Annotated in this window: 17 protein-coding genes; 7 read left to right on the top strand and 10 right to left on the bottom strand. The window is 62.9% G+C overall.

Annotated features, from left to right (window positions below):
- Window positions 1-158 precede the first annotated feature (158 nt).
- From AC6IZO_RS03695 to AC6IZO_RS03685, 3 genes are all read left to right on the top strand, one after another.
- On the top strand, window positions 159-608 hold the full coding sequence (locus tag AC6IZO_RS03695; protein ID WP_497808136.1) for a hypothetical protein: 450 nt from the start codon (window positions 159-161) through the stop codon (window positions 606-608).
- Between the two features lie 265 nt (window positions 609-873).
- Window positions 874-1,617 (top strand): hypothetical protein, encoded by a 744-nt coding sequence (locus tag AC6IZO_RS03690; RefSeq protein ID WP_497808134.1) that lies wholly within the window; start codon window positions 874-876, stop codon window positions 1,615-1,617.
- A 114-nt stretch (window positions 1,618-1,731) separates the two neighbouring features.
- Window positions 1,732-2,739 (top strand): YncE family protein, encoded by a 1,008-nt coding sequence (locus AC6IZO_RS03685; RefSeq protein ID WP_497808132.1) that lies wholly within the window; start codon window positions 1,732-1,734, stop codon window positions 2,737-2,739.
- A gap of 6 nt (window positions 2,740-2,745) precedes the next feature.
- Here the strand turns inward: AC6IZO_RS03685 and aroA are convergent, their stop codons facing one another.
- Together aroA and AC6IZO_RS03675 are read right to left on the bottom strand one after the other, a co-directional pair.
- The gene (gene aroA, locus AC6IZO_RS03680) at window positions 2,746-4,026 is read right to left on the bottom strand and encodes a 3-phosphoshikimate 1-carboxyvinyltransferase (protein ID WP_497808130.1); all 1,281 of its coding nucleotides are present in this window, start codon (window positions 4,024-4,026) and stop codon (window positions 2,746-2,748) included.
- A 120-nt stretch (window positions 4,027-4,146) separates the two neighbouring features.
- Window positions 4,147-4,917 carry an alpha/beta fold hydrolase gene (locus tag AC6IZO_RS03675; RefSeq protein WP_497808128.1) on the bottom strand — a complete coding sequence of 257 codons (771 nt, stop codon included), beginning with the start codon at window positions 4,915-4,917 and terminating at the stop codon, window positions 4,147-4,149.
- A gap of 169 nt (window positions 4,918-5,086) precedes the next feature.
- On the opposite strand from AC6IZO_RS03675, the gene AC6IZO_RS03670 reads away from it, so the two are divergent.
- The gene (locus AC6IZO_RS03670) at window positions 5,087-6,352 is read left to right on the top strand and encodes an EAL and HDOD domain-containing protein (RefSeq protein ID WP_497808126.1); all 1,266 of its coding nucleotides are present in this window, start codon (window positions 5,087-5,089) and stop codon (window positions 6,350-6,352) included.
- On the opposite strand, the gene dinB is transcribed toward AC6IZO_RS03670, so the two are convergent.
- From dinB to dprA, 8 genes are all read right to left on the bottom strand, one after another.
- Window positions 6,349-7,593, bottom strand: a complete 1,245-nt coding sequence (gene dinB, locus AC6IZO_RS03665) for a DNA polymerase IV (RefSeq protein WP_497808124.1) — start codon at window positions 7,591-7,593, stop codon at window positions 6,349-6,351. The two genes, AC6IZO_RS03670 and dinB, sit on opposite strands and share 4 nt — an antisense overlap.
- Before the next feature lie 104 nt (window positions 7,594-7,697).
- A complete protein-coding gene (locus AC6IZO_RS03660) occupies window positions 7,698-8,189 on the bottom strand; it encodes a hypothetical protein (RefSeq protein ID WP_497808122.1) in 492 nt (163 codons plus the stop codon).
- A gap of 178 nt (window positions 8,190-8,367) precedes the next feature.
- Entirely contained in the window at window positions 8,368-10,473 is a 2,106-nt protein-coding gene (locus tag AC6IZO_RS03655; RefSeq protein ID WP_497808120.1) for a S46 family peptidase, read from the bottom strand.
- A gap of 321 nt (window positions 10,474-10,794) precedes the next feature.
- Entirely contained in the window at window positions 10,795-11,796 is a 1,002-nt protein-coding gene (locus AC6IZO_RS03650; RefSeq protein ID WP_497808118.1) for a dihydroorotate dehydrogenase-like protein, read from the bottom strand.
- On the bottom strand, window positions 11,789-15,403 hold the full coding sequence (gene nifJ / locus AC6IZO_RS03645) for a pyruvate:ferredoxin (flavodoxin) oxidoreductase (RefSeq protein ID WP_497808116.1): 3,615 nt from the start codon (window positions 15,401-15,403) through the stop codon (window positions 11,789-11,791). The genes AC6IZO_RS03650 and nifJ overlap by 8 nt, the downstream gene beginning before the upstream one ends.
- A gap of 289 nt (window positions 15,404-15,692) precedes the next feature.
- Window positions 15,693-16,142, bottom strand: a complete 450-nt coding sequence (locus AC6IZO_RS03640) for a DUF4760 domain-containing protein (protein ID WP_497808114.1) — start codon at window positions 16,140-16,142, stop codon at window positions 15,693-15,695.
- 169 nt (window positions 16,143-16,311) lie between these two features.
- Window positions 16,312-18,882 carry a type I DNA topoisomerase gene (gene topA, locus AC6IZO_RS03635; RefSeq protein WP_497808112.1) on the bottom strand — a complete coding sequence of 857 codons (2,571 nt, stop codon included), beginning with the start codon at window positions 18,880-18,882 and terminating at the stop codon, window positions 16,312-16,314.
- A 148-nt stretch (window positions 18,883-19,030) separates the two neighbouring features.
- A complete protein-coding gene (dprA, locus tag AC6IZO_RS03630) occupies window positions 19,031-20,212 on the bottom strand; it encodes a DNA-processing protein DprA (protein ID WP_497808110.1) in 1,182 nt (393 codons plus the stop codon).
- Window positions 20,213-20,351: 139 nt separating this feature from the next.
- Here dprA and AC6IZO_RS03625 point away from each other — a divergent pair, with 139 nt between their 5' ends.
- The 3 genes from AC6IZO_RS03625 (at window position 20,352) to mqnC (ending at window position 22,979) form a co-directional block, all read left to right on the top strand.
- Window positions 20,352-21,173, top strand: a complete 822-nt coding sequence (locus tag AC6IZO_RS03625; protein ID WP_497808108.1) for a menaquinone biosynthetic enzyme MqnA/MqnD family protein — start codon at window positions 20,352-20,354, stop codon at window positions 21,171-21,173.
- Window positions 21,174-21,428: 255 nt separating this feature from the next.
- Window positions 21,429-21,845 carry a ComEA family DNA-binding protein gene (locus tag AC6IZO_RS03620; RefSeq protein ID WP_497808106.1) on the top strand — a complete coding sequence of 139 codons (417 nt, stop codon included), beginning with the start codon at window positions 21,429-21,431 and terminating at the stop codon, window positions 21,843-21,845.
- A gap of 87 nt (window positions 21,846-21,932) precedes the next feature.
- On the top strand, window positions 21,933-22,979 hold the full coding sequence (gene mqnC, locus AC6IZO_RS03615; RefSeq protein WP_497808104.1) for a cyclic dehypoxanthinyl futalosine synthase: 1,047 nt from the start codon (window positions 21,933-21,935) through the stop codon (window positions 22,977-22,979).
- Window positions 22,980-23,073: the final 94 nt, after the last annotated feature.

Genomic DNA, 23,073 nt, shown 5'->3' with positions numbered 1-23,073 from the left:
CCGGCAAGAAACGCATCACGGCAAGCCCACTCCCCGCGCCACACGACGCGGGGAGTGCTGTTTATGCTCCGTTGGCATTGGCGCCTGGACGGGAGGGCTTCCCGCCTTATCAGCGTTGCGCTATCATCCCCTCCACCATTTCCTCCGAGGAGAGACACATGCGCAAACTGCTTCCCGCCGCCCTGCTCGCCGTGTATCTGCTGATGTTGGCGCTGCCTGCCGTGGCGCAGTCGGCCCCGCCCAAGAATGCCGCCGACGCGCCCTACGTGATGGAGTACTACTACAAGGTTCGCTGGGGGCACCAGGAAGAGTTCCTTGCGCTCTTCAAGAAGAACCACCTGCCACTGCTGAAGAAGGAAATGGAGATGGGCCGTCTCGTCTCGGTCAAGATTGAGACGCCCTCAAACCACATGACCGAGGACGCGCGCTGGGACTACCGCGTGACGCTGGTCTTCAAGAACGCCACCGTCGCCAACTCGGCCTTCGACGAGGCGGCGTTGCAGAAGCAACTCTTCCCCGACCAGACGACTTTCCGGCAGGAGGAACAGCGCCGCTTTGAGATTCTGCTGGCGCACTGGGACCTGCCACTCACCGAGGTTCCGCAGTAGCGGCTTTAGGCGGGGGCTGCGCGTGCCCCCGCCACGCCTCTGCCCACCGCTTTCCACCTATACTTCGTGCGCTCAATCGCCTGCCTCCGAGTGTTCCGGAGCCGCTCCGTGCCTGTTTCCTTCGCTGATTCTTCCCCCTTCCTGGCGATTGTTTCGCTGCGCCCGGTCGAATACAGTTTGCATGAGGGCGTTCGACGTCTTTCGCCCGCGCATGCCGCTGCCGCGCCAATTCCGGCGCGTGGCCGGCCGCGCCGCAGGAGGCTTTGTGAAGAAACTTGGTGTGTTTTTGCTGCTGATGCTGATGAGCTGCGCCGCCGTTGCGCAAAGCTCCAAGCCCTCTGCCGCCCGGACGGATTCCACGGATGAGCTCGCGGGCCCCCGCTACGCCGATGAACAGGCCCCGCAACTAGGTGCGCGCAAGGCTTCGCCCAACGCACTGCTGCCCTCCGGCACGGCACTCTATTTCCGCCTGGAGCGCGTGGTTTCCACCCGCGGCAACAAGCCCGGCGACACGTTCATCGCGCGTCTGAGCCGCCCCGTGCTCGTCAACGGAATCGTGGTGGTCCCGGCCGGAGCCAGCCTGAACGGCACGGTGCTGAACACGCAGGAGCCGCGCCGATACGCCGGACACTCTTCCATCGGACTGCGCCCGGAGAGCATCGTGATGACCGACGGTACGGTCATCAACATCACGGCGGTGATTGTGGACACAGCCGATCCGGGCCGCTACAAGGTGACCGATGAAGGCCGCATCAAGGGACCGGGCGTGCACGGGTTACAGAACGTGGAGACCGTTGCACTGAGCGGCACCGGCGCGGTTGCCGGCGTGATTGTCGCCGGGCCGGTCGGCATGCTGGTTGGGGCCGGTTCGGGCGCGGCCATCAGCGGCGGACACGCGCTGATCAAGCGTCACGAGATGGTGGTGCCCACCTCGCTGGAGATTATTGCCGAATTGAACCGGCCCGCCAGCGCGCATAGCAACACCCGCGCCGCACTCGACCCGCAATAGCTTTTACCTGGAAGATTCCAAAGGGGAGCTGCGGCTCCCCTTTGGCTATGCCCGCCGAAACCCCACCTTGGCAGGATTGACGGCCCGGCACCGCTCCCGCACAATCATCTGCCTATGCGTCCTCTCGCCGCCGCCCTGCTGAGCCTGTTGCTTCTCACCGCCTGCAATTCCGCGCAGACGCGCACCAACACCGCCCCGCTCAAGACCGCCGCCGACATTCCCCTGCCCGGACGCGCCGTGCGCTTTGACTACCAGAGCTTTGATGCGGTGAATTCACGCCTCTACATTGCGCACATGAATGACGACCATCTCATCGTCTTTGACGCGCGGCAGGACAAGGTGCTGGCGAACCTCGCGGGCTTCAGCAACGTGCACGGCGTGCTGGCCGTGCCGCAGGTGGACCGCGTGTTTGCCTCCGTCACCGGCGAGCACGCGCTGGCGATTGTGGAGGCCGGTACGTTGAAGACGCTGGCGAAGAGCGGGGGCATGAAGTATCCGGATGGCGTGGCCTATGAGCCGAAGACGCAGCGAGTGTTCGTCTCCGATGAGCATGGCGACGCCGATGTGGTGTTTGACGCGCAGACCGCAAAGCTCCTCAAGAGCATTTCGCTCGGCGGCGGCGCGGGCAACACGGTCTATGACGCCGTCTCCGGCCAGATACTGGTCGCGGTGCACGACCGCAACGAGCTGGTCGCAATCGACCCGGTTCGCCTGGAGATTGTTGCGCGCTATCCCCTGCCCGGCATCAAGGAAGCCCACGGCATCGTGCTGGACGCGGCGAACCGCCTCGCCTTCATTGCCGGAGCGGGCAACGCACGGCTGGCGCTCTTTGATCTGACGACGCACGCCGTGCTTGGCACCTATCCAGTGGGCGGCGATCCCGATGTGCTGGCCTTTGATCCCGGCCTGCGCGTGGTCTATGTCGCAGCCGAATCCGGCGAAGTGTGGATGTACCGCGAAACCGGCAAGGCGCTGACCGCCCTTGGCCGCTTTGCCATGACGCACGCACACACCATCTGCGTTGATCCGGGAACGCACCGCGTGTACTTGCCATTGCAGAACGTCGATGGCAAGCCTGTGCTGCGCATCATGGAGCCGGACCTCAGCGCCTTATCGCACTGAGCTAGATCAGCCGCGCGTCACTGCCGCCAGCGCATCATAGAACTCCGGGTAGCTGACAGCGACGGCCTCGCTGGAGTGCATGACGGATTCGCCCTCCGCTTTCAGCGCGGCCACGCTGAAGGCCATGGCGATGCGATGGTCGTCAAACGACTCAAGCTCCCCGCCGTGCGGCTTCTGCTGGCCCGGAATGCGCAGTCCGTCCTCGCGCTCCTCAAACTCCACGCCCATGGCGCGCAGGTTGTGCGCCACGGCCTTGATGCGGTCGGACTCCTTGACGCGCAACTCCTTCGCATCGCGGATTTCAACGCCGTCGCGCGTATAAGGCGCAATGGCGGCAATCGCGGGCAGCTCATCAATCAGCGCCGCCGCCTGCGCTCCGGCAATTGTCGCGCCCTTCAACTCTCCGCCTTCCACCTGCACGGAGCCGATCAGCTCACCGTGCTGCTCCTGCACGTTCAGGAAAGCCACCTTCAACCCCATGGAAGCCATCACGTCGAGGATGACGGCGCGCGTCGGGTTCAGCAGCACGTTATCAAGGACTAGCTTGGAGCCGGGGAAAATCGCAGCAGCACAGAGGAAAAATGTCGCCGAAGAGATGTCGCCGGGAACGTAGGCCTCGATGGCCTTCAGCTTCTGCCCACCGCGCACGCTGGTCTTCAGGCCCTCGCGCTGCAGCTCCACGCCAAAGGCCTTGAGCGCCAGCTCGGTGTGGTCGCGCGTGGCCAGCGGCTCGGTGGTGGTGGTCACACCTTCGGCAAACAGCCCGGCCAGCAGCACGCAGCTCTTCACCTGCGCGCTCGCCACCGGCAGCACGTAGTCGATGGCGTGCAGCTTTGTGCCGTGGATGGTCAGCGGCGCGCGGCCCTCGCTCGAGTCAAAGCGCGCTCCCATCTGCGCCAGCGGGTCCATCACGCGCTTCATCGGGCGACGCCGCAAAGAGTCGTCCCCGGTCATGACGCTGGTGAACGGCTGCGCCGCCAGAATGCCCGAGAGCATGCGCATGGTCGAGCCGGAATTGCCGCAGTCAAGCTCTGCCGATGGCGCGGTGAAGTTGCCCGCCGTGCCATCGATCTCAACCGCATTTCCGTTGCGGCGAACCTTGGCGCCAACGGCAGCCACACAGCCGAGCGTGCTGGCGCAGTCGGCGGCGGAGGAAAAGTTCTCCAGCTTCGTGGTGCCTTCCGCAATGGCGGCCATCATGGCGTAACGGTGCGAAATCGACTTGTCTCCGCCGGGGCGCACACTGCCCGCCACCGACGCTGCCGGGTGCAACTTTCTGCTGCTCACCTGTGAACTCTCTTTCCAGGAACCGTGGGCCCGTGTCTTGGGTTGAGGCTGCCTGTGCGAACGCTCGCACTATTCTAACCGCAGCCGCTATCACTGCTAAGCCATCTCTGCGTACCCGGCTCAGCGCGCGCTCCGGCGCAGAAAGTCGCGCAGGATGGCCGTGAACTCCTCTGGCTGTTCAAAGGCCGCGAAATGGCCACAGCGCTCAAGAATCTTCAACTCCGCGCCGCGTATGCCACGCGCCATGCGTTCGAGCTCCGTGCGCGGGCTCGGCACATCCTCCGCGCCGCCAATCACCAGCGTGGGCACGTCGACTGTCGCGAGCGTGGGCGTTGAGTCCTCGCGTTCGGCCATGCCGCGCAGGTTCGCCGCCAGCCCGTGCCCAGTGCTGCGCGCGGTGGTAGCTCGCACAGCGGCCACAATGTCCGGACGATTGCGCAGCGTGCTCTCACCTACCAGCTTCGGCATCATAGCCTCCACAATCGGCTCCGGTCCTTCCTGCTCGGCGCGGTCGGCCATCTTCAGGCGGTTGACGCGTTCGGTATCCGTGTCGGCCGAGGACTTCGTGTCTGCCAGCACCATCGCCCGGAAGCGGTCGTGCGCCTGCCGCCACAACTCAAACACGACGTAGCCGCCGATGGAGCAGCCCGCGAAGGCTGCGCGCTTTACGCCCAATTCCTCGCAGACGCGCAGAATATCCTGCGCATGTCGGCGCATCGTCGCCGGGCCTTCCCCGGTCTCCGACTGCCCCATGCCGCGCAGGTCCACCAGCACGCAGTGGTATTCGTCGGCCAGGTGCTCGGCCACCGGCAACCAGAATTCATGCGACGAGGGAAACGGATGCGCGAAGACCACATCCGGCCCGCGCCCCAGCTCACGGCAAGAAATCACGGCATCTTCTGATTTGATTTGCATTGCAGAATTCTAACCTCCCCGCGAGGCAGTCTCCTAAGTCACACGGTGATTCCCGAAGCCGCATGCGCGCCCAGTACAGGAAGCAGGCACGCTTTCCGCGCGTGGCGCGCGTCTGGCGCAAAGCGGATTGCCCCAAGATATTGGTGTGTCGGCCAGCTCACACACTTCGCCCCAGAATGCCGCCCCGCCGCCGCCCGACGAATGCGTGCGCTTCATCGCGCGCCAGCCCATTCTCGACCGCAACGAGCGCGTGGTGGGCTATGAACTGCTCTTTCGTGACGGCCTGACCGACTTCTTCCCGAACGTGGACCGAGAGCTGGCCTGCGCCTCCACCATTGATCTTTCGCTCTTTCTCGGCTCCTACCAACTGACAGGCGGCCATCGCGCCTACATCAACTGCACGCGGGAGTTGCTCGTGAAAGGCACGGTGACGCTGCTGCCGCGCGAGTCCGTTGTGCTGGAGGTGCTCGAAGACATCACAGTCGACGATGAAATCATCGACGCGCTTGAAGGGCTGAAGACCGCCGGGTACGTCATCGCGCTCGACGACGTGATCTCCACCACCGACCGCAGCGCGCTGCTGCCGCTGGCAGACATTCTCAAGGTCGACGTGCTAGGCACGACAGAAACCGAACGCGCTCGCATCGCCCAGCGTGCCCTGCCGCGCGGCCTGCAACTGCTGGCCGAAAAGGTGGAAACTCGCGAGCAGTACGAGCACCTGAGGAGCCTCGGTTACACGCTCTTTCAAGGCTACTACTTCTGCCGGCCCACCACGATCAGCGCGCATGACATTCCATGCATGCAGATGGCCTACCTGCAAATCCTTCAGACGGTCTTTGAGCCAACCTTCGACCTGCTGAAAGTGGAGGAGGCCATCCTGCGCGAGCCGTCGCTCTGCTACCGGCTGCTGCGCTACCTGAATTCAGCGGCCTTCGGTCTGTTTCCGGTCAAGTCCATACGCCACGCGCTGAGCCTGCTCGGGCAGAACGAGATCCGCAAATGGGTCTCCGTGGTGGCCGCCGTGAGCATGGGCGGCACACGCCCGGCGGAGCTGATCCGGCTGGCGCTGACGCGCGCCCGCTTCTGCGAGCAGATGCATCTGCACGTGGATGAGGCCGGTCACAACCTCTTCCTCGTCGGCCTGCTCTCGCTGCTGGATGCAATTCTCGACCGGCCGATGCGCGTAGTGCTGGAACAACTCCCGCTCGCGCCCGAATGCAAGCAGGCGCTCACCGGCGGCGGCAACGCCTCCGGGCTGGCGCTGCGGCTGGCCGTGGCCTGCGAGCGCGGAGACTGGTCGGCGCTTTCCATGCTCTGCGAGCAGGCGCAGTGCACCGAGCAACAGGCCTTCCACTACCAGGCCGAGGCGCAGGATTGGGTCGGGCACCTGCTGGCGCAGGCGGACCTCTAGTTCTTCTCTTTCCCGTTGCCCTGCGGTTTGCCCGGAGCCTTGCCCGGCAGAGCCGCAGGGTTCTCATGGATGCGTTCGCGGAAGGTTGCCTTCATGCCGCTGGCCAGCGAAACGGCGCGCTCACCGAAGCGGTCGCGGAGCTTGTCCACCGCGCCCAGCGCCTGCCGCATGCGATTCGCCGGAGCGTCCGGCAATAGCAGCATCTGCTCGGAAGCCCCCTCAAAGCCGGAGACATGCACGCCCAGCAGGCGCACCTCGACGCCCTTGCGCCAGTTCTTGCGGAACAGCTCGCGGATGGCGGCGTACACGTCGGTGTCGAGCTGCGTGGCTGCCTCCAGCGTGCGCGCGCGCGTGATGGTGGTGAAATCCTTGTAGCGAAGCTTGAGCTGCACGGTGCGCGCGTGGAGTTGGTGCTCGCGCAGACGCCGGCAGACCATCTCCGTCAGCCGCGCCAGCATGGTCTCCAACGCCGCCTGGTCACTTTCATCGCGGGTGAAGGTGTGCTCGTGGCTGATCGACTTCGGGTCGCCGCTCTCGCCAATCTCCTCGTCATACCAGCCGCCGGAGTCAACGCCGCGCGCCTTCCCTGCCAGCGAAGCCCACACCCCCTGCCCGTCGAGCTTCGCCAGTTGGCCAAGCTTTGTAATGCCCATCTCGTGCAGACGCCGCTCGGTGACCTCGCCCACGCCGGGCAGCCGCTTCACCTCCAATGGCGCCAGCACTGCGGCCTCCATGCCCGGCAGCACATACAGGATGCCGTTCGGCTTGGCCTGATCGGAGCAGACCTTGGCCACCACGCGTGAGCCTGCGATCCCGATCGAGCAATTCAGCCCGGTCGCCTCCTTCATGCGCGCGTGCAGCTTGTGTGCCGCCACCAGCGGAGGCCCGATGAGCCGCTCCGTTCCCGTCACGTCCAGGTACGCCTCGTCGATCGAGGCCATTTCCACCAGCGGCGAGAACTGTTGCAGCACCTCATACACCTTGTGCGAGCACTCGCGGTAGCGCTCCGGGTGGCCCTCCACAAAGATGGCCTGCGGGCAGAGCTTGGCGGCCTGCCGCAGCGGCATGGCCGAATGCACCCCGAACTTGCGCGCCGCGTAGCTGGCCGCAGCCACCACGCCGCGCTCCGTGGAGCGACCGCCCACCACCACGGGCTTGCCCTTCAGCGAAGGATCAAACAGCTCCTCCACCGAAACGAAGAAGGCGTCCATATCGACATGGAAATACGTACGGTTGAGCATCGCCTTCTCCTGCGCCCATAAAGTCGAGTCGGCGTAGTGCAACAACTCAACGTTTTGAAATCACGATAATCTGCGGTACATCAAAACAAGTGATACATGCGCAACTACAGCCTCTGCTGCAAGTCTGCGTAAGACTCTTCTGAAAACGCCTCGTTGAGGGCCTGCAAACGTGGCCGTATGAGCCCCACAGCTTCCAGAAGTGTCGTGCTCCTGTCGTCCGAGGTAATGTGACGCGCCTCCATTGCGGGAATCACGCATTCCAGGGGATGGACATCTCGAATCCTGTTGCGCGGGGAGACAGAAACATTGACCTCATTCCGCCCTCGCGTGAATGTCAGACAAATGTTCCCGTACAGTATCGAGGCTTCGGCATAGTCGAACGGCAGCACTCTGGTTGCCTGTTTCACTCGAAGTGGTTTGGGAGACATGAAGTAGAAACTATTCAACACGTCCAGCGCCAATCCTTCATTCGCACGCTTCTGCAATATCCAATACAGCCATCCGAAGAAAACACCATCGACAGCTTTACCTGCCGCCGCAATCGCCCGAAGGATTGTTCGTAAGATCACCGCGATATTCTCCGACTGCAACCGCATAACACCAACACCCTACGCACAGGCATAACGAAGCCCCAACTGACTCAACGAAAACGAGGCTTCTATTGAAGCCTCCGAGTTGCACGCTAATTATCCTAGCGTATAGCGAACAAAATACGAAACATAAACTCACAAAAAAGGGCCTCCCGGAGAAGGCCCTTTGAGGTCCCGGCGGAAACTACTTCTTCAATCCGCCGTTCCACAGTTCGTTGGCCAGCCCGTCCGCGCCGTAGACCTTGCGCAGCGACTCGAAGATGGCGCGCACGTCCACGTGCACGGCGCGGCCGATGCGGTCTTCAAACGCGAAGTCCCAGGGCAGCGACTGAATGTTGCCGTCGAAGATGATGCCCACCACTTCGCCCTTCTTGTCCACGGTCGGCGAGCCGGAGTTGCCGCCGATGATATCGGCGGTGGAGACGTAGTTGAACGGCGTCTTCGGGTTGATCTTCGACTTGGCCGCAATCCAGCTCTTGGGCAGCTCGTAGTCACCCTTGTTGCCGTGCTTTTCGGCGTAGCCGTAGACTTCGCCCATGTGCGTGAACGGCTCCAGCTTGGTGCCCTTCGGCACCGTGCCCTGCCCGTCGTCCACATAGCCCTTGATGGTGCCGTAGCTCAGGCGCAGCGTGAAGGTCGCATCCGGATAGGAGTTGGCGCCCTCGACAGCGAAGCGCGCCTTGGCCAGACGGGTGCTGTTCTGCACCAGCACGGCCTGCACTTCGTCATCCCACTGCTGACGCAGCTTGCGGGCCTCAGGGTCGATGGCGCGCATCACCGCGATCAGCGGATCGTTGCTGGCTTCCACGGCCGCAGGGCCGCCCTCGTAGAGCTGTTTGCGTACCGCCGGATCGTCGAGCTTCGAGTTGGAAATGGCCTCGTGCGCGAACTCCGCCGGGGTCTTGCCGTTCAGCACCTGCTTCACCGTCGCGTTGTCCGCGCCCAGCTTGCCCACCATGAACTGCAGCGAGTTGGTGAGCATCTCCTCATCCAGCGCCTTGTAAACTGGCGCCGTGGAGAACAGGCCCTGTTCGAGCGAAGGCAGGCGGGAGTCGCTGTATTCGCGCATCCGCTTGTTGCTCGGCTTCTGCTTCTCGGCCGTGACGCGCACCAGCGTGCGCGCGTAGCCCGCCAGGTCGCCGGAGAAACCGGCGCGGCGCTCCAGCAGCGTGTAAGGCATCATCAGCTCGCGCTGCTTGCTGACGGCCCCGGCGATCTTGTCCCACACGTCGCCGTACTCGGCCTTCAGCTTCGCGTCGGCATCAACGGACTTGCGCAGCTTGTTCTCAGCCGCGCGCTTGCCGTCCATCAGTTCCTTGTCATTCAGGCCCCAGCGGCGTCCCTTGTAGGCCTTCAGCGAGTTCTCAATGCCGAAGATGTCGTCGGCCGCGACGCGCGCGTTCTCCGTCGACTTGGCGGAGAACTCATGCAGTGCCTTGTCCATCTGCTCCAGACGATCGAGTGTGATCGGCGTGGCCACGTCGCGCAGGTACTCAAGCTGTGCCATGGTCAGCAGGCGCTCGGTGCCGCCCGGGTGCCCGGAGACAAACACCAGGTCCCCGGCATTCATGCCCGCGTGCGAGAACTGGAGGAAGTTATCGATGTGTACCGGCTTGTCGTTCTCATAGACGCGGAAGAAGGTGATATCGAGGTCGTAGCGCGGGTACTCGAAGTTGTCAGGGTCGCCGCCGTAGAAGGCCATCTGGCCCTCGGGCGCAAAGACCACGCGCACGTCCGTGTACTTCTTGTACTTGTAGAGGTGGTAGAGTCCGCCGGCATAGAGCGTCACCACGTCGCAACGCATGCCGGTTTCCTTGGCGCACTCAGTCTCCAACTGCGACTGCTCGGCGCGGATGGCCTGCCCCTGCTCGGCCACGCTCATGCCCGGCTTGGCCGCGCCCTGCACCTTGGCGGTCACGTCGTCGATCGCCATCAGTACGTTCAGTTCGAGGTCAGGACACTTGCCTTCCTCGGCCTGCGACGGCGCGTAGAAGCCCTGCTTGATGTAGTCCTTCTCCGAGGTGGAAAGCTGCTGCAGACAGACGCGGCCCACGTGATGGTTGGTGAAAACCAGTCCGTCAGCCGACACCAGCGAGCCCGAACCGCCGTTGTTGAAGCGCACCGAGCCGGTCTGAACGTGATGGAGCCACTTGTCGGTCAGTTCAAAGCCGTACTTGGCCTTGATGCGGTCTTTCGGTGTCTTGTTGAACAGCCACATGCCTTCGTCGGCCGCTGCCATCCCGGTGAACAGGCACAGGATCGCGAGCGCTGCCAGGAAACGTTGTTGCATACGTATCTCCGTTTCTGAATTCCGCGCCCGCCTTCCGCGAGCGCCTTGCATGGTTCAGGGAAGGTTGCCCGGCAGGCGATTCCTGCCAAAGCAAACACGCCATCGTACAACACCAAGGCGCTATAAAGCACGCCCCACGCGCCAGCGGCCGGAAGCGGTGCAACCGCGTTACCCGCCCAGCGCCAGCAGCCGGCAGGTGCGCAGCACCGTTACCCAGCGCCAGCGGCCGGCAGAGCGAAGCATCGTTACCCGTCGCGGAATCCGCGCATGAAAAAGCCCGGGTTCGCACCCGGGCTTCTTCCCCACCTGCAAACTCACTGCTTATTTCGGCAGTACGTAGCTGCTCAGCACCTTCATGTAATTGCCGCGTTCAAAGGCCGCCGGATTCGCCACGTTCTTCTGGCTCATGCTGCCCTGCATCTGCGCCAGTGACTCGTACTCGTGCTCCTCGGCCCACTTGGCCGCGCCGTCCACCAGCGTGCGGATGTGGCCGATGCCCTTTTCCAGCAGCGACGAGGTCGTCATGGCCACGCGCCCGCCCGCCAGCATGGACTTGATCACGTCCGCCGGAGTGTGTACGCCACCGGTGATGGCCAGGTCCATCTTCACGCGTCCGAAGAGCACGGCCGCCCAGTGCAGGCGCAGCGTCAGCTCGCTCGAACGGCTGAGCGCGAGGTTCGGCACTACTTCCAGCGCTTCTAGGTCGAAATCCGGCTGATAGAAGCGATTGAAGAGCACCAGGGCGTTGGCGCCCATCTGCTCCATGCGCTTGCTGAAATTGGCCACCGAACTGAAGTACGGGCCGATCTTCACCGCGACGGGAATCTTCACCCGCGCGCGCACGGCCTGCACTAGGTGCAGATACTGATGCTCGATGGTGAGGCTGTCCTGCGTGAAGTTGTTGGCCACAAAATAGACATTCAGTTCGAGGCCGTCGGCGCCCGCGTCCTCCATCAGCTTGGCATATTCCACCCAGCCGCCTTCGCTCACACCGTTCAGGCTGCCGAAGACCGGCACACTGACCGCCGCCTTGGCCTTGCGGATGTGCTCGAGGTACTCCTGCGGGCCGAGGTTGTAGTTGCCCAGGTCTGGATAGTAGTTGGTCGCCTCGGGTGAAACGTCGGAGCCCTGCCACAGGTAGTCATCCAGTGCGTTGGACTCCAGGTTGATCTGCTCCTCGAAGAGCGAGTGCAGCACGATGGCGCCAGCGCCTTCCTCTTCCATCTTGCGCAGGTTGTCGATTTCGCGGCAGAGCGGCGAGGCCGAAACCACCACCGGCGTCTTCAGCTTCAGTCCGCAGTAGCTTGTCGAGAGATCAATCATTATTCGCCCCCTTGGCGCCTTCACCGGCCACCACCGCCTGCAACGCCGCGGCAATGCTGGCCGCCGGCTGCTGCGCCAGGTATTCGTAGGTCTTCCAGCGCAGTTCCACGTCGCGCTGCGCCTCCACCAGTAACTCGGCCGCGGCCGTCGGATTGCTCTGCCGCAGCATGGTGTAGCGGGTCTCGTTGTAGATGTACTTCTCCAGCGGCACGGTCGGCGCCTTGGAGTCGAGCTGGAACGGATTCTTGCCCTGCTCAATGAGAGCCGGGTTGTAACGGAACAACGGCCAGTGTCCGGACTGCACGGCCAGCTTCTGCTGGTCGAGCCCGTGCACCAGGTCATAACCGTGCGCAATGCAGTGTGAGTAGGCGATGATGATCGACGGGCCTTGGAAGGCTTCCGCCTCCAGGAACGTCTTGAGCGTGTGCATGTCGCTCGACCCCATGGCCACGCGCGCCACGTAGGCCGTGCCGTAGTGCATCGCCATCAGCGCCAGGTCCTTCTTCGGCGCATGCTTGCCAGCGGCCGCAAACTTGGCCACCGCGCCACGCGGCGTGCTCTTGGACATCTGCCCGCCGGTGTTCGAGTAGACCTCCGTATCGAGCACGAGGATGTTCACATTGCGGCCTGAGGCCAGCACGTGATCCAGGCCGCCGTAGCCGATATCGTAGGCCCAGCCGTCGCCGCCCAGGATCCACACCGCCTTCTTCACCAGCTTGTCGGCGACCGTGAACAGTTCCTTCGCTTCCGGCAGCGAGAGCGAGACCAGCACCTTCTTCAGGTCGGCCACACGCTGGCGCTGCTCGCGCAGCCCCGCCTCGGTCGACTGATCCGCGTTGAGCAGTGCCTCCACCAGCGCCTCCGGCAGCACCTTGTTCAGGCGCACCAGCAGCTCGCGGGCGTATTCGGTCTGCTTGTCGATGGAAAGCCGGATGCCCAGGCCGAACTCCGCGTTGTCTTCAAACAGCGAGTTTGACCATGCCACGCCGCGCCCGTCCTTGTTCTGCGTGTAAGGCGTGGTCGGCAGGTTGCCGCCGTAGATGGAGGAGCAGCCAGTGGCGTTGCCAATCACCGAGCGGTCGCCGGTCAACTGCGTCAGCAGCTTGATGTACGGCGTTTCACCGCAACCCGAGCACGCGCCGCTGAACTCAAACAGAGGCTGCAGCAGTTGCACGTCTTTCACCTGGCCGAAGCTGAGGGCCGTGCGGTCCACCTCCGGCAGTTCCAGGAAGAAGTCCCAGTTCTTCGCTTCGCTCTCGCGCAGCGCCGGCTGTGGCACCATGTTGATGGCCTTGTGCTTTACCTCGGTCTTCGACTTCGCCGGGCAGGCTTCCACGCACAGCGCGCAGCCCGTGCAATCCTCAGGCGCAACCTGCAGCGTGTACTTCTGGCTCGGGAAGTTCTTCCACTTCGCCTCGGCTGACTTGAAGGTCTCAGGCGCGCCCTTCAGCAGTTCCGCGTCATACACCTTGGCGCGGATGACCGCGTGCGGGCACACCAGCACGCATTTGCCGCACTGGATACAGAGGGCCTCATCCCACTGCGGAATCTCCAAGGCGATGTTGCGCTTCTCCCACTGCGCGGTGCCCGTGGGGTAGGTGCCATCCACCGGCAGCTTGCTCACCGGCAGGTCGTCGCCGTTGCCCAGAATCATGGCGCCGAGCACGTCCTTCACAAACTCCGGTGCCTGCGCCGGAACCGGCGGGCGCACGTCGCGGGTGGCCGTGGCCGAGGACGGAACCTTCACTTCAAACAGGTTGCCGAGCGCGTGGTCAACGGCGGCGTAGTTCTTCTGCACCACAACATCACCGCGCTTGCCATAGGTCTTCTTGATGGCATGCTTGATGGCCTCAATCGCCTCTTCACGCGGCAGCACACCGCTGATGGCGAAGAAGCACGTCTGCATGATGGTGTTGATGCGGCCGCCCATGCCGGTCTCACGCGCCACGTGGTAGCCGTCGATGACGTAGAACTTCAGCTTCTTGGCGATGATCTGCTTCTGCACCGTCAGCGGCAGCTCGTTCCAGACATCATTCGGGCCGAACGGACTGTTCAGCAGGAAGACTGCGCCCTCGTCCGCATACTTGAGCACGTCAATGCGCTCAAGGAAGTTGAACTGGTGGCAGGCCACAAAGTTCGCGCGCGTGATGAGGTAGCTGCTGTGAATCGGCTTGGGGCCAAAGCGCAGATGCGAGGTGGTGACCGAGCCGGACTTCTTCGAATCGTAGACGAAGTAGCCCTGTGCGTTGTTCGGCGTGTCTTCGCCGATGATCTTGATCGAGTTCTTGTTCGCGCCCACCGTACCGTCGGCGCCCAGTCCATAGAAGAGCGCGCGCACGGTCTTGGCATCCTCGGTGGAGAACGCCGCGTTGTAGTCGAGCGAGGTGTGCGTCACGTCGTCGACAATGCCAACCGTGAAGTGGTTCTTCGACTTCGCAGCCGACAGGTTGTCGAAGACGCCCTTCACCATCGCGGGCGTGAACTCCTTTGACGACAGGCCGTAGCGTCCGCCCACAACTTTCGGCATCGCAAACGGCAGCGTGCCCGCCGCCTGCGCCTCGGCAAAGGCTGTCACGCAGTCAACGTAAAGCGGTTCGCCTGTCGCGCCCGGCTCCTTCGTGCGGTCGAGCACCGCAATCGCCTTCACCGTCTTGGGCAGTGCATCCACAAACAACTCGGCGGCAAACGGACGATACAGGCGCACCTTCAGCACGCCAACCTTTTCGCCCTTCGCCAGCAGGTGTTCCACCGTCTCCTGCGCCACTTCGGCGCCGGAGCCCATGACGACCACCACGTGCTCGGCGTCCGGCGCACCGTGGTACTCGTAGAGCTTGTACTGGCGGCCGGTGAGCGCGGCAAACTTGTCCATCGCGTTCTGCACGATCGTCGGCACCGCGAGGTAGTAGGGGTTCACCGTCTCGCGCGCCTGGAAGTAAACGTCGGGGTTCTGCGCGGTGCCGCGCAGAATGGGATGATCCGGCGAGAGGGCGCGCTTGCGGTGCGCTTCCACCAGTTCCAGCGGGATCATCGCCTTCATGTCGTCGATGAGGAGCTGTTCGACCTTGGCAACCTCATGCGAAGTGCGGAAGCCGTCGAAGAAATGGACGAACGGCACGCGAGCTTCGAGCGTCGAGGCCTGAGCTATCAGCGCCGTGTCCATCACTTCCTGCACGGAGTTTGACGCCAGCAGCGCCCACCCGGTCTGGCGGACAGCCATCACGTCCTGGTGGTCGCCGAAGATCGACAGTGCCTGCGCGGCCACGGCGCGCGCGGCCACGTGCATCACGCACGAGGTCAACTCGCCGGCGATCTTGTACATGTTCGGGATCATCAGCAGAAGGCCCTGCGACGAGGTGAAGGTGGTGGCCAGCGTGCCACCCTGCAACGCGCCGTGCAGCGCACCCGCCGCACCGGCTTCGCTCTGCATCTCAATCACGGAAGGGACCGTGCCCCATATGTTCGGCTTGCCGTCGCTCGACCACTGGTCGCTCCACTCGCCCATCGGCGAGCTCGGAGTGATGGGGTAAATCGCGATGACTTCATTCACTTTGTGCGCAACATAGGCGGCTGCCTCGTTGCCGTCAATGGTCACTTTTTCTCGCATCATGTTGTCCGTTTTCCCGCGCCGCGCATTGCCATCTTTTTGCAGCGCCTGTGCTGGCGGCCACCCCTCGCAGCCGGAGACGTTCCGGTGCAAAATTCGCCGCAGTTTTCCGATCACCGAACATTACAGCCGCCCATGCACAAAACGGCTGTGACCTAACTCACAATCGGGAGTGAGGGGTCAGCTTCCGCACCATTTTTCCTGATTTCGTGCCGTCCGCGAGAACGAGTGCCGTGCCCCGCCTCCGCCGTTGCGGGCGGAAGCGGGAGTCACACGACTCGCCGGTCGGCAATTATCTTGCGGCAGCCGCCGCGCGGCGCTCGGCCATCGCCTTCTGGCGGGCGATCATGCCGGCCAGCTTAGCCTCGGCTTCGGCGGTACGGTGAATCAGCTTTTCCGAGTTGGCCATGAACTGCGGCCCGGCAACCTTGCGGATATCCGCCATGTAGGGTGAGAACTTGGCAAAGAGGAAGAACATTTCTCCTGCGTTATCCAGGAACAGATGCTCATGCAGCGCGCCGTGCAGCACCAGCGTGGCGGCCATTTCCCAGAAGCTGGTTGCCTGCCGGAAGTAGGCGTTTTCCTGCGTGCCAAAGGCGTTCATCACCTTGAGCACATCGTCGGCGCTGGTCACCGGCATTTGCGAGACATACTTGCGCGCTTCGCGCATCACCGGCTCGCGGCGCAGGTCATACAGCTTCAGAATCAGTTCGGCATCAGCTTGGCTTGCAAGGGCACTCATCATTTCAATCCTCCGCCGGAAAGCATAGCGCACGGCCGGGCATTGCGCAGCAACGCAAAGGTGCCCGGAGAGTGTGTGGCTCATCCCTGCCGCTCACCCACCGTGCTGCACCGCAATAACAAAGGCCCTCCGCGCGGGAGGGCCTTGATGGTCAGTTGAAGTTGGAGCGTTACGCGACGGTTGCCTGCTCCGGCCCCTGCTCTTCGGCCGGACCGGCGATCTGCTTGCTGAACGTGCAGGTTGGCGTTTCCGCCGCGGGAGCTTCCTTCTTCTTGCCCTTCGCAGCCTTGCCCTTTGCGGCTTTGGCCTTGCCCGCGGCGTTGCCGCGCGAGTTCGGGCAGATGAGGAACGTGCCTTCCTTCGTGGTTTTCTCCATCAGGTACGGGCTGTGGCACTCCGGACACTCCTGCGCCACCGGCTTGTAGGCCGAAGTGAAGGTGCAGTCCGGGTAGTTCGAGCAGCCGTAGAAGATGTTGCCCTTGCGCGCCTTCTTCTCCGCAATCTCGCCGGTCTTGCAATCGGGACACTTCATGCCGATGAAGTTCTGCTTCACCCACTTGCATTCCGGGTAGCCGGAGCAGGAGATGAACTCGCCGAAGCGTCCGTGGCGCAGCAGCAACTGGCGGCCGCACTGCGGGCACTTCTCGTCGAGCGGAACATCCGGCGCCTTCTTGGCCTGGTCGAGCCGGCGCGTAGTCTTGCAATCCGGGTAGCCGGTGCAGGCCATGAACTGGCCAAAGCGTCCGCGCTTGAGCACCATCGGGCGGCCGCAGTTCTCGCAATACTCTTCCTGCGAGGTCTCCTGCACGTCGGCCGTGTCGAGGTCCGGAAGGTCGATCGGGTTTTCCTTGGTGAAGGTGCAGCTGTTCGGGTCGCTCTTGTCGTAGGCCGAGCAGGCGTAGAACGAGCCGTGCTTGCCCCACTTGATGACCAGCGGCGAACCGCAGCGCTCGCACTTCTCGTCCGTGGGCTTTTCCATGCGCTTGATGTTTTCCATGTGCTTCTGCGCATAGTCCAAGTCCCGCTCAAACTTTTCGTAGAACTCCCGCAGCGCATCGGTCCACTTGCGCTTGCCGTCCTCGACCTCGTCGAGGTCCTCTTCCATCTTCGCCGTGAACTGCGTGTCGAAGATGTCCTTGAGGTTCGCCACCAGCAGGTCCGCCACCACAAAGCCGATCTCGGTCGGGAAGAACTTGCCGCCGCGGCCGGGCGTCTTCTGCACGTACTGGCGCTCCTGAATGGTGCTGATGATGGCCGCGTAGGTCGACGGGCGGCCGATGCCGCGCTCTTCCAGCTCTTTCACCAGCGACGCTTCGTTGTAACGCGGAGGCGGCTCGGTGAAGTGCTGTTCCGGCTTCAGTTCCTTGAGCGTCAACGCCTGGCCCACGGCCAGCCCCGGCAGCTTGTGCTTCAGCTCCTCGTCTTCTTCGTCCTTCGCGTCCTTTGACTCCTCATAAACCTTGAGGAAGCCGTCGAACTTGAGCACCGAACCGGTGACGCGGTATTCGTAGCTCTTGCCATCGGTCGCAGCGTTGATCACCACGTTCGTCTGGTCAAAAACCGCGGACGTCATCTGTGAGGCCACGAAGCGCTGCCAGATCAGCTTGTAGACCTTCATCTCGTCGTCCTGCAGATACTTTGCCACGCTCTCCGGCGTGCGCATCACCGAGGTTGGACGGATGGCTTCGTGCGCTTCCTGCGCGTTCTGCTGCTTGCTCTTGTACGCGTTCGGACTTTCCGGAAGATAGGGGGCGCCGTACTCGCGCGGAATCAGTTCGCGCACCTCTGTGATGGCGTCATTGCTGACGCGCACGGAGTCAGTACGCATATAGGTGATGAGGCCGACCGTGCCCTCGTCGCCCAGTTCCACGCCTTCATACAAACGCTGCGCCAGCATCATGGCGCGCTTCACGCTCATGCCCAGCTTGCGCGAGGCATCCTGTTGGAACTTTGAGGTGGTGAACGGCGCCATGGGATTGCGGCGGCGTTCGCGCTTGTCCACCGAGGCAACCGTCCAGGTCGCCTTCTCCAGCTTCTTGCGCAACTCCTCGGCGGCCTCGCCCGTGGGCAGCGCATTGTCCTTCGGGTTGGTGCCCGCCAGCTTGGCGTCAAAGGCCGGGGGGGTCTTCGCGGCCAGCCGCGCATCCAGCGACCAGTATTCGACCGGAACAAACGCCTTGATTTCGCGTTCGCGCTCGACGATCAGCCGCAGCGCCACGGTCTGCACGCGGCCCGCACTCAGGCCACGGCGCACCTTGTCCCAAAGCAGCGGGGAAACCTGGAAGCCCACGAGGCGGTCGAGCACACGGCGGGTCTGCTGCGCGTCGACGAGGTTCCAGTCGATGTCGCGCGGCTTCTTGAAAGCCTCCTGCACGGCCTTCTTCGTAATCTCGTTGAAGGTGACGCGGAAGATGGGCTTGGCGGACTTCTTCTTTGAGCCAGCGCCAAGTTCTTCGGCCAGATGCGCGGCAATTGCTTCGCCCTCGCGGTCAGGGTCAGGCGCCAGGTAGACAGCATCGGCGTCCTTGGCCAGCTTCTTCAGCTTGGCAACAACCTTTTCCTTGCCCGGAATGACTTCGTACTCGGTCTCGAAGTTGTTCTCAACATCCACGCCGAGACCCTTCTTCGGAAGGTCCTTGATGTGGCCCAGAGAGGCTTCGACCTCATAACCTTTGCCAAGATATTTCTGAATCGTCTTTGCCTTGGCCGGCGATTCGACGATGACCAACCCTTTTGCCAAAGTAACCTCTTACCTTTCCTCAACTGCCAATTGAAGCTAGCACGGACGGCGCTGATTGCCCAAATCCACCTTCGCCGCCCGGATCTCCGTTCGCGAGGAAATCTCCGGCGGTGATACTACAGGATTCCATGCCCTCTTGCCCAATCCCTCAGAAGACTCGCACGTAACTTTTGCCCGGTAACTGACGGATTCGGCCCGACATTTCCAATTCAAACAACGCCGTGAAAACCTCCGACGACGACAACTGCCCATCGAGCTTTTCCATCAGCGTGTCAATGTGCACGGACTCATCGGCCTTGATGAGCGCATACAGCTTGCGCTCGGCCGCGCCGGCTTCCTTCTTCTCTTCGTTTGCCTCAGAAGCCTCGGCGAATAAATCCCCGGTCTTCGCCTCGGCCTTGATCTCCACGGGTTGTAGACGCAGACGCAGCTCACTGGGTAGCGCCTCCATCACGTCTTCCCAGGTCGCCACCAGAATTGCGCCCTGTTTTATTAACGTGTTTGGCCCCCAACTGTTGCGGTTGGTCACGTTGCCGGGCACGGCAAAGACTTCGCGGCACTGCTCCAGCGCCAGCCGCGATGTAATGCGCGTGCCGCTGTATTCACCAGCCTCCACCACCAGCACGCCACAGCTCAGGCCGCTGATGATGCGATTGCGTATGGGGAAATTCTGCGGCGTTGGAATGGTGCCCATCACGAATTCGCTGATGATGGCGCCGCCGGTTTCAAGAATCTGATCGGCGAGCTTGCGGTTTTCGCGCGGATAGATGACGTCAACGCCCGTGCCAAGCACGCCGACCGTCCGCCCTTTGCCTTCGATGGCTCCGCGGTGGCTGAAGGCATCCACCCCCCGAGCCAGTCCACTAATAATGATGACGCCACGGACGGAAAGGTCGCAGGCGAGCCGTCCGGCCATGCCAATGCCGTAGGGCGTTGGGTGCCGCGTGCCCACCATGGCGATGCCAACTTCATTCAGCACCGCCACGTCGCCGCGCACGTACAGCACCAGCGGCGGATCGTAAATCTGCTTCAGCCGTTCGGGATATTCGGGAGTGTCCAGCGCAATCAGCCGCACCGTTTTGGCCGCCGCGACTTTCTCAAGCTCTTCGTCGGCCAGCCGCAGCGAGCTTCCGTCAAAGATGCTCTGCGCCGATGCCGCCGGAATGCCGGAGGCTTCCAGCTCCGTCAGCGGCGCGCGGAACACCTGCTGTACCCCGTGGAAGTATTGCAGCAGCTTGCGCGTGCGCGTAGGACCCAGCCCCGGCGTCAACGCCAGCGCCAGCCATTCGCGCTCATGCCACTTCAGACCGAGTTCTTCCGCAGCCCCCATCGCGTGCCTCCCCGTACGCCATGCGTGCCCGCCACTGCTCAGCCCTGCCCGTTCTGTTGCCTGTTTGTTGCGCCGCCATCCTACCCCGGCTCCGCACAGGGTACAATGACAAGTTGCTTATCGGTTCATGACAACTTCTATGCGTCCGCTTCGAATCTCCGCCATCTCGTTTCTGAACACCGCACCGCTGATGTGGGACTTCTATCACAACCCCTCGCAGGAGGTGCAGGAGAACTTCACCTTCCAATACGACGTGCCCAGCACCTGCGCGCAGGCTCTGCGTGAAGGCCGCGCCGATATTGGCATCATCCCGGTCTTCACCACGGCCACCATTCCCGACCTTCTGGTGATCCCCGGCATCACCATCGCCGCGCTCAACCAGGTGCGCTCCATTCTGCTGGTGAGCAAGGTGCCTATCGAGCAGATCCGCCGAGTCGCGGTCGACACCAGTTCGCGCAGCTCGGTCAATCTGCTGCAGGTGCTGCTGGCGGCCTTCTACGGCGGCAAGCGCGAACTGGTTCCCATGGCGCCCAAACTCGCACCGATGCTGGAAGCCGCCGACGCCGGACTCATCATCGGCGACCCCGCGCTGCTGGTGAACACCGAGGGCTACTACGCCTACGACCTCGCGGAACTCTGGCGCCAGCACACCGGCAAGCCGTTCGTCTTTGCCGTCTGGACGATCCGCCGCCAGGCGTTGAGCGAGATGAAGCCGGGTCTGGACGTCGCTGGCATCTTCCAGCGCTCGCGCGACCACGGCCTGCTGCCCTCCTCGCTCGACGTCATCCAGCAGGAGTGGTCGGCCAAGCTCGGCCTGACGCCGGAGAACATCCGCCACTACCTGACCGAGAACATCCACTACCAACTCGACACTGCCTGCCTCGACGGCCTCGGCCAGTTCTTCCGCTACGCCGAACAGTTCGAGCTGATCCCCAAGGCTCCGCAGCTCGCGTTCCTGTAGCCGGGCCAGCAAGACTCCGATCGCTGTTGCCCAACTCGTATCGCCTGACTTTCAGACGATCGAGTGGGGCATCGTGCTTCCGCGCACAGGCCCGCCAAAAGCAGATCCTTCGTCGCTACGCTCCTCAGGATGACGCCATCGTGAAGACGGTGGCATGGCTGAACAGACGCCACGCTTCCCCTCTCCGCCCCCGCATGTTAGAGTGCTGCCGCGTTTGTCCCCCGGCCTCAAACCACCCTTGAGAGGAGTTTTCTGATGAAGAGGAGTTTCCTGCTACGCACGTTTGCGCTCTGCACACTGCTTGCCCTAGGTTGCGCCACGCTGATGGCGCAAGCCAAGCCCGCCACCGGTTCCGCTCCGGCCAAGCCGGCAGCCACCAAGCCCGCTGCGGCGGAGAAGATCGACATCAACTCCGCGACCAAGGACCAGTTGAAGACCATCCCCGGCATCGGCGACGCATACGCCGACAAAATCATCGCCGGTCGTCCTTATGCCACCAAGCTCGATCTGGTGAAGAAAAACATTGTTCCGCAGGCCACCTATGACAAGGTGAAGGAGCAGATCATCGCCCACGGCGGACGCACCGTGAAAGCCAAAGCCGACCAGAAACCCACCAGCCATCCGCGGATGAAGCCGATGGATGACCCCGCCGCCAAGCCGGACAAGAAATAGGCCAATCCCATGCGGAGCGCGCCAACCGCGCTCCGCCCCTTTGCCCCGCGCCGCCGCCCCCGCTACAATACGTCACAGGTATTTGTGATGACACTGACCCGCGAGCAAGCACTCGACATGTTCCGCTCCGATGATCTGATCGGCATCGGCATGGAAGCCGACGCCGTGCGCCGTCGCCTGCACCCTGAAGGCGTCGTGACCTACATCATCGACCGCAACATCAACTACACCAACTACTGCACCGAGTACTGCACCTTCTGCGCCTTCTACAAGCCGCTGAAGGGACCGCTCGCCGGGCAGGGCTACGTCCTCGACTTCGAGACCATTTACGACAAGGTGCGCGAGACCGTGGAACTGGGCGGCACCGGCGTGCTCATGCAGGGCGGCCTGCACCCCGACCTCAAGATTGAATACTTTGAGCAGATGATGTCGGGCATCAAGCAGCGCTTCCCGCAGGTTCACCTGCACTGCTTCTCCGCCTCGGAAATTCTGGCCATCGCCGAGTACAGCAACATCAGCGTGGAGGACACCATCCGCCGCCTGCGGGACGCCGGCCTGGATTCGATCCCCGGCGGCGGCGCGGAGATTCTCGACGACGACGTGCGCTTCAAGATTGCCCGCCTGAAGTGCCGCACCGAGGAGTGGCTCTCCGTACACCGCATTGCGCACAAGCTCGGCATGCGCACCACGGCCACCATGATGTTCGGCGTGGGCGAAACCTTCGAGCAGCGCATCAATCACTTTGAGCACATCCGCCGCCTGCAGGAAGAGACCGGCGGCTTCACGGCGTTCATCCCCTGGACCTTCCAGCCCAAGCACACCGCGCTCGGCGGACGCGGCTGGAACGAGGCCACCTCGGTCGAATACCTGAAGACCCTGGCCATCTCGCGCCTCTACCTGCAGAACATTGAGAACGTGCAGGCCAGTTGGGTGACACAGGGCCTCAAGGTGCTCCAGATGGGCCTGCGCTTTGGCGGCAACGACGTGGGTTCGGTGATGATCGAGGAGAACGTGGTGAAGGCTGCTGGCACCAGCAACTGCACCACTGAGGAGGAATTGCGCCGCATCATCCGCGACGCCGGATTCCGCCCCGTGCAGCGCGACACGCTCTACCGCACATACTTCCTCAACTAGCTGCGGCGGCAACAACGCGCGGCAACAGTTCAAAGCCCCACTCCATCAACGATGAAGTGGGGCTTTCTTCTTGCTGTGAACCAAATTGAAAGTG

It is taken from the genome of Oryzophilus luti (assembly GCF_059726245.1).
Note: the sequence above shows the minus strand (reverse complement) of the source record. Positions and strands in the feature narration are given on the sequence as shown.

Excerpts from the sequence above, each read along its gene's own strand:
- AC6IZO_RS03620 (WP_497808106.1), top strand. The coding sequence starts at position 21,429 with ATGAAGAGGAGTTTCCTGCTACGCACGTTTGCGCTCTGCACACTGCTT.
- AC6IZO_RS03640 (WP_497808114.1), bottom strand. The coding sequence starts at position 16,142 with ATGAGTGCCCTTGCAAGCCAAGCTGATGCCGAACTGATTCTGAAGCTG.
- AC6IZO_RS03650 (WP_497808118.1), bottom strand. The coding sequence starts at position 11,796 with ATGATTGATCTCTCGACAAGCTACTGCGGACTGAAGCTGAAGACGCCG.
- AC6IZO_RS03695 (WP_497808136.1), top strand. The coding sequence starts at position 159 with ATGCGCAAACTGCTTCCCGCCGCCCTGCTCGCCGTGTATCTGCTGATG.
- AC6IZO_RS03625 (WP_497808108.1), top strand. The coding sequence starts at position 20,352 with ATGCGTCCGCTTCGAATCTCCGCCATCTCGTTTCTGAACACCGCACCG.
- mqnC (WP_497808104.1), top strand. The coding sequence starts at position 21,933 with ATGACACTGACCCGCGAGCAAGCACTCGACATGTTCCGCTCCGATGAT.
- AC6IZO_RS03655 (WP_497808120.1), bottom strand. The coding sequence starts at position 10,473 with ATGCAACAACGTTTCCTGGCAGCGCTCGCGATCCTGTGCCTGTTCACC.
- AC6IZO_RS03660 (WP_497808122.1), bottom strand. The coding sequence starts at position 8,189 with ATGCGGTTGCAGTCGGAGAATATCGCGGTGATCTTACGAACAATCCTT.
- AC6IZO_RS03685 (WP_497808132.1), top strand. The coding sequence starts at position 1,732 with ATGCGTCCTCTCGCCGCCGCCCTGCTGAGCCTGTTGCTTCTCACCGCC.
- dinB (WP_497808124.1), bottom strand. The coding sequence starts at position 7,593 with ATGCTCAACCGTACGTATTTCCATGTCGATATGGACGCCTTCTTCGTT.
- dprA (WP_497808110.1), bottom strand. The coding sequence starts at position 20,212 with ATGGGGGCTGCGGAAGAACTCGGTCTGAAGTGGCATGAGCGCGAATGG.
- nifJ (WP_497808116.1), bottom strand. The coding sequence starts at position 15,403 with ATGATGCGAGAAAAAGTGACCATTGACGGCAACGAGGCAGCCGCCTAT.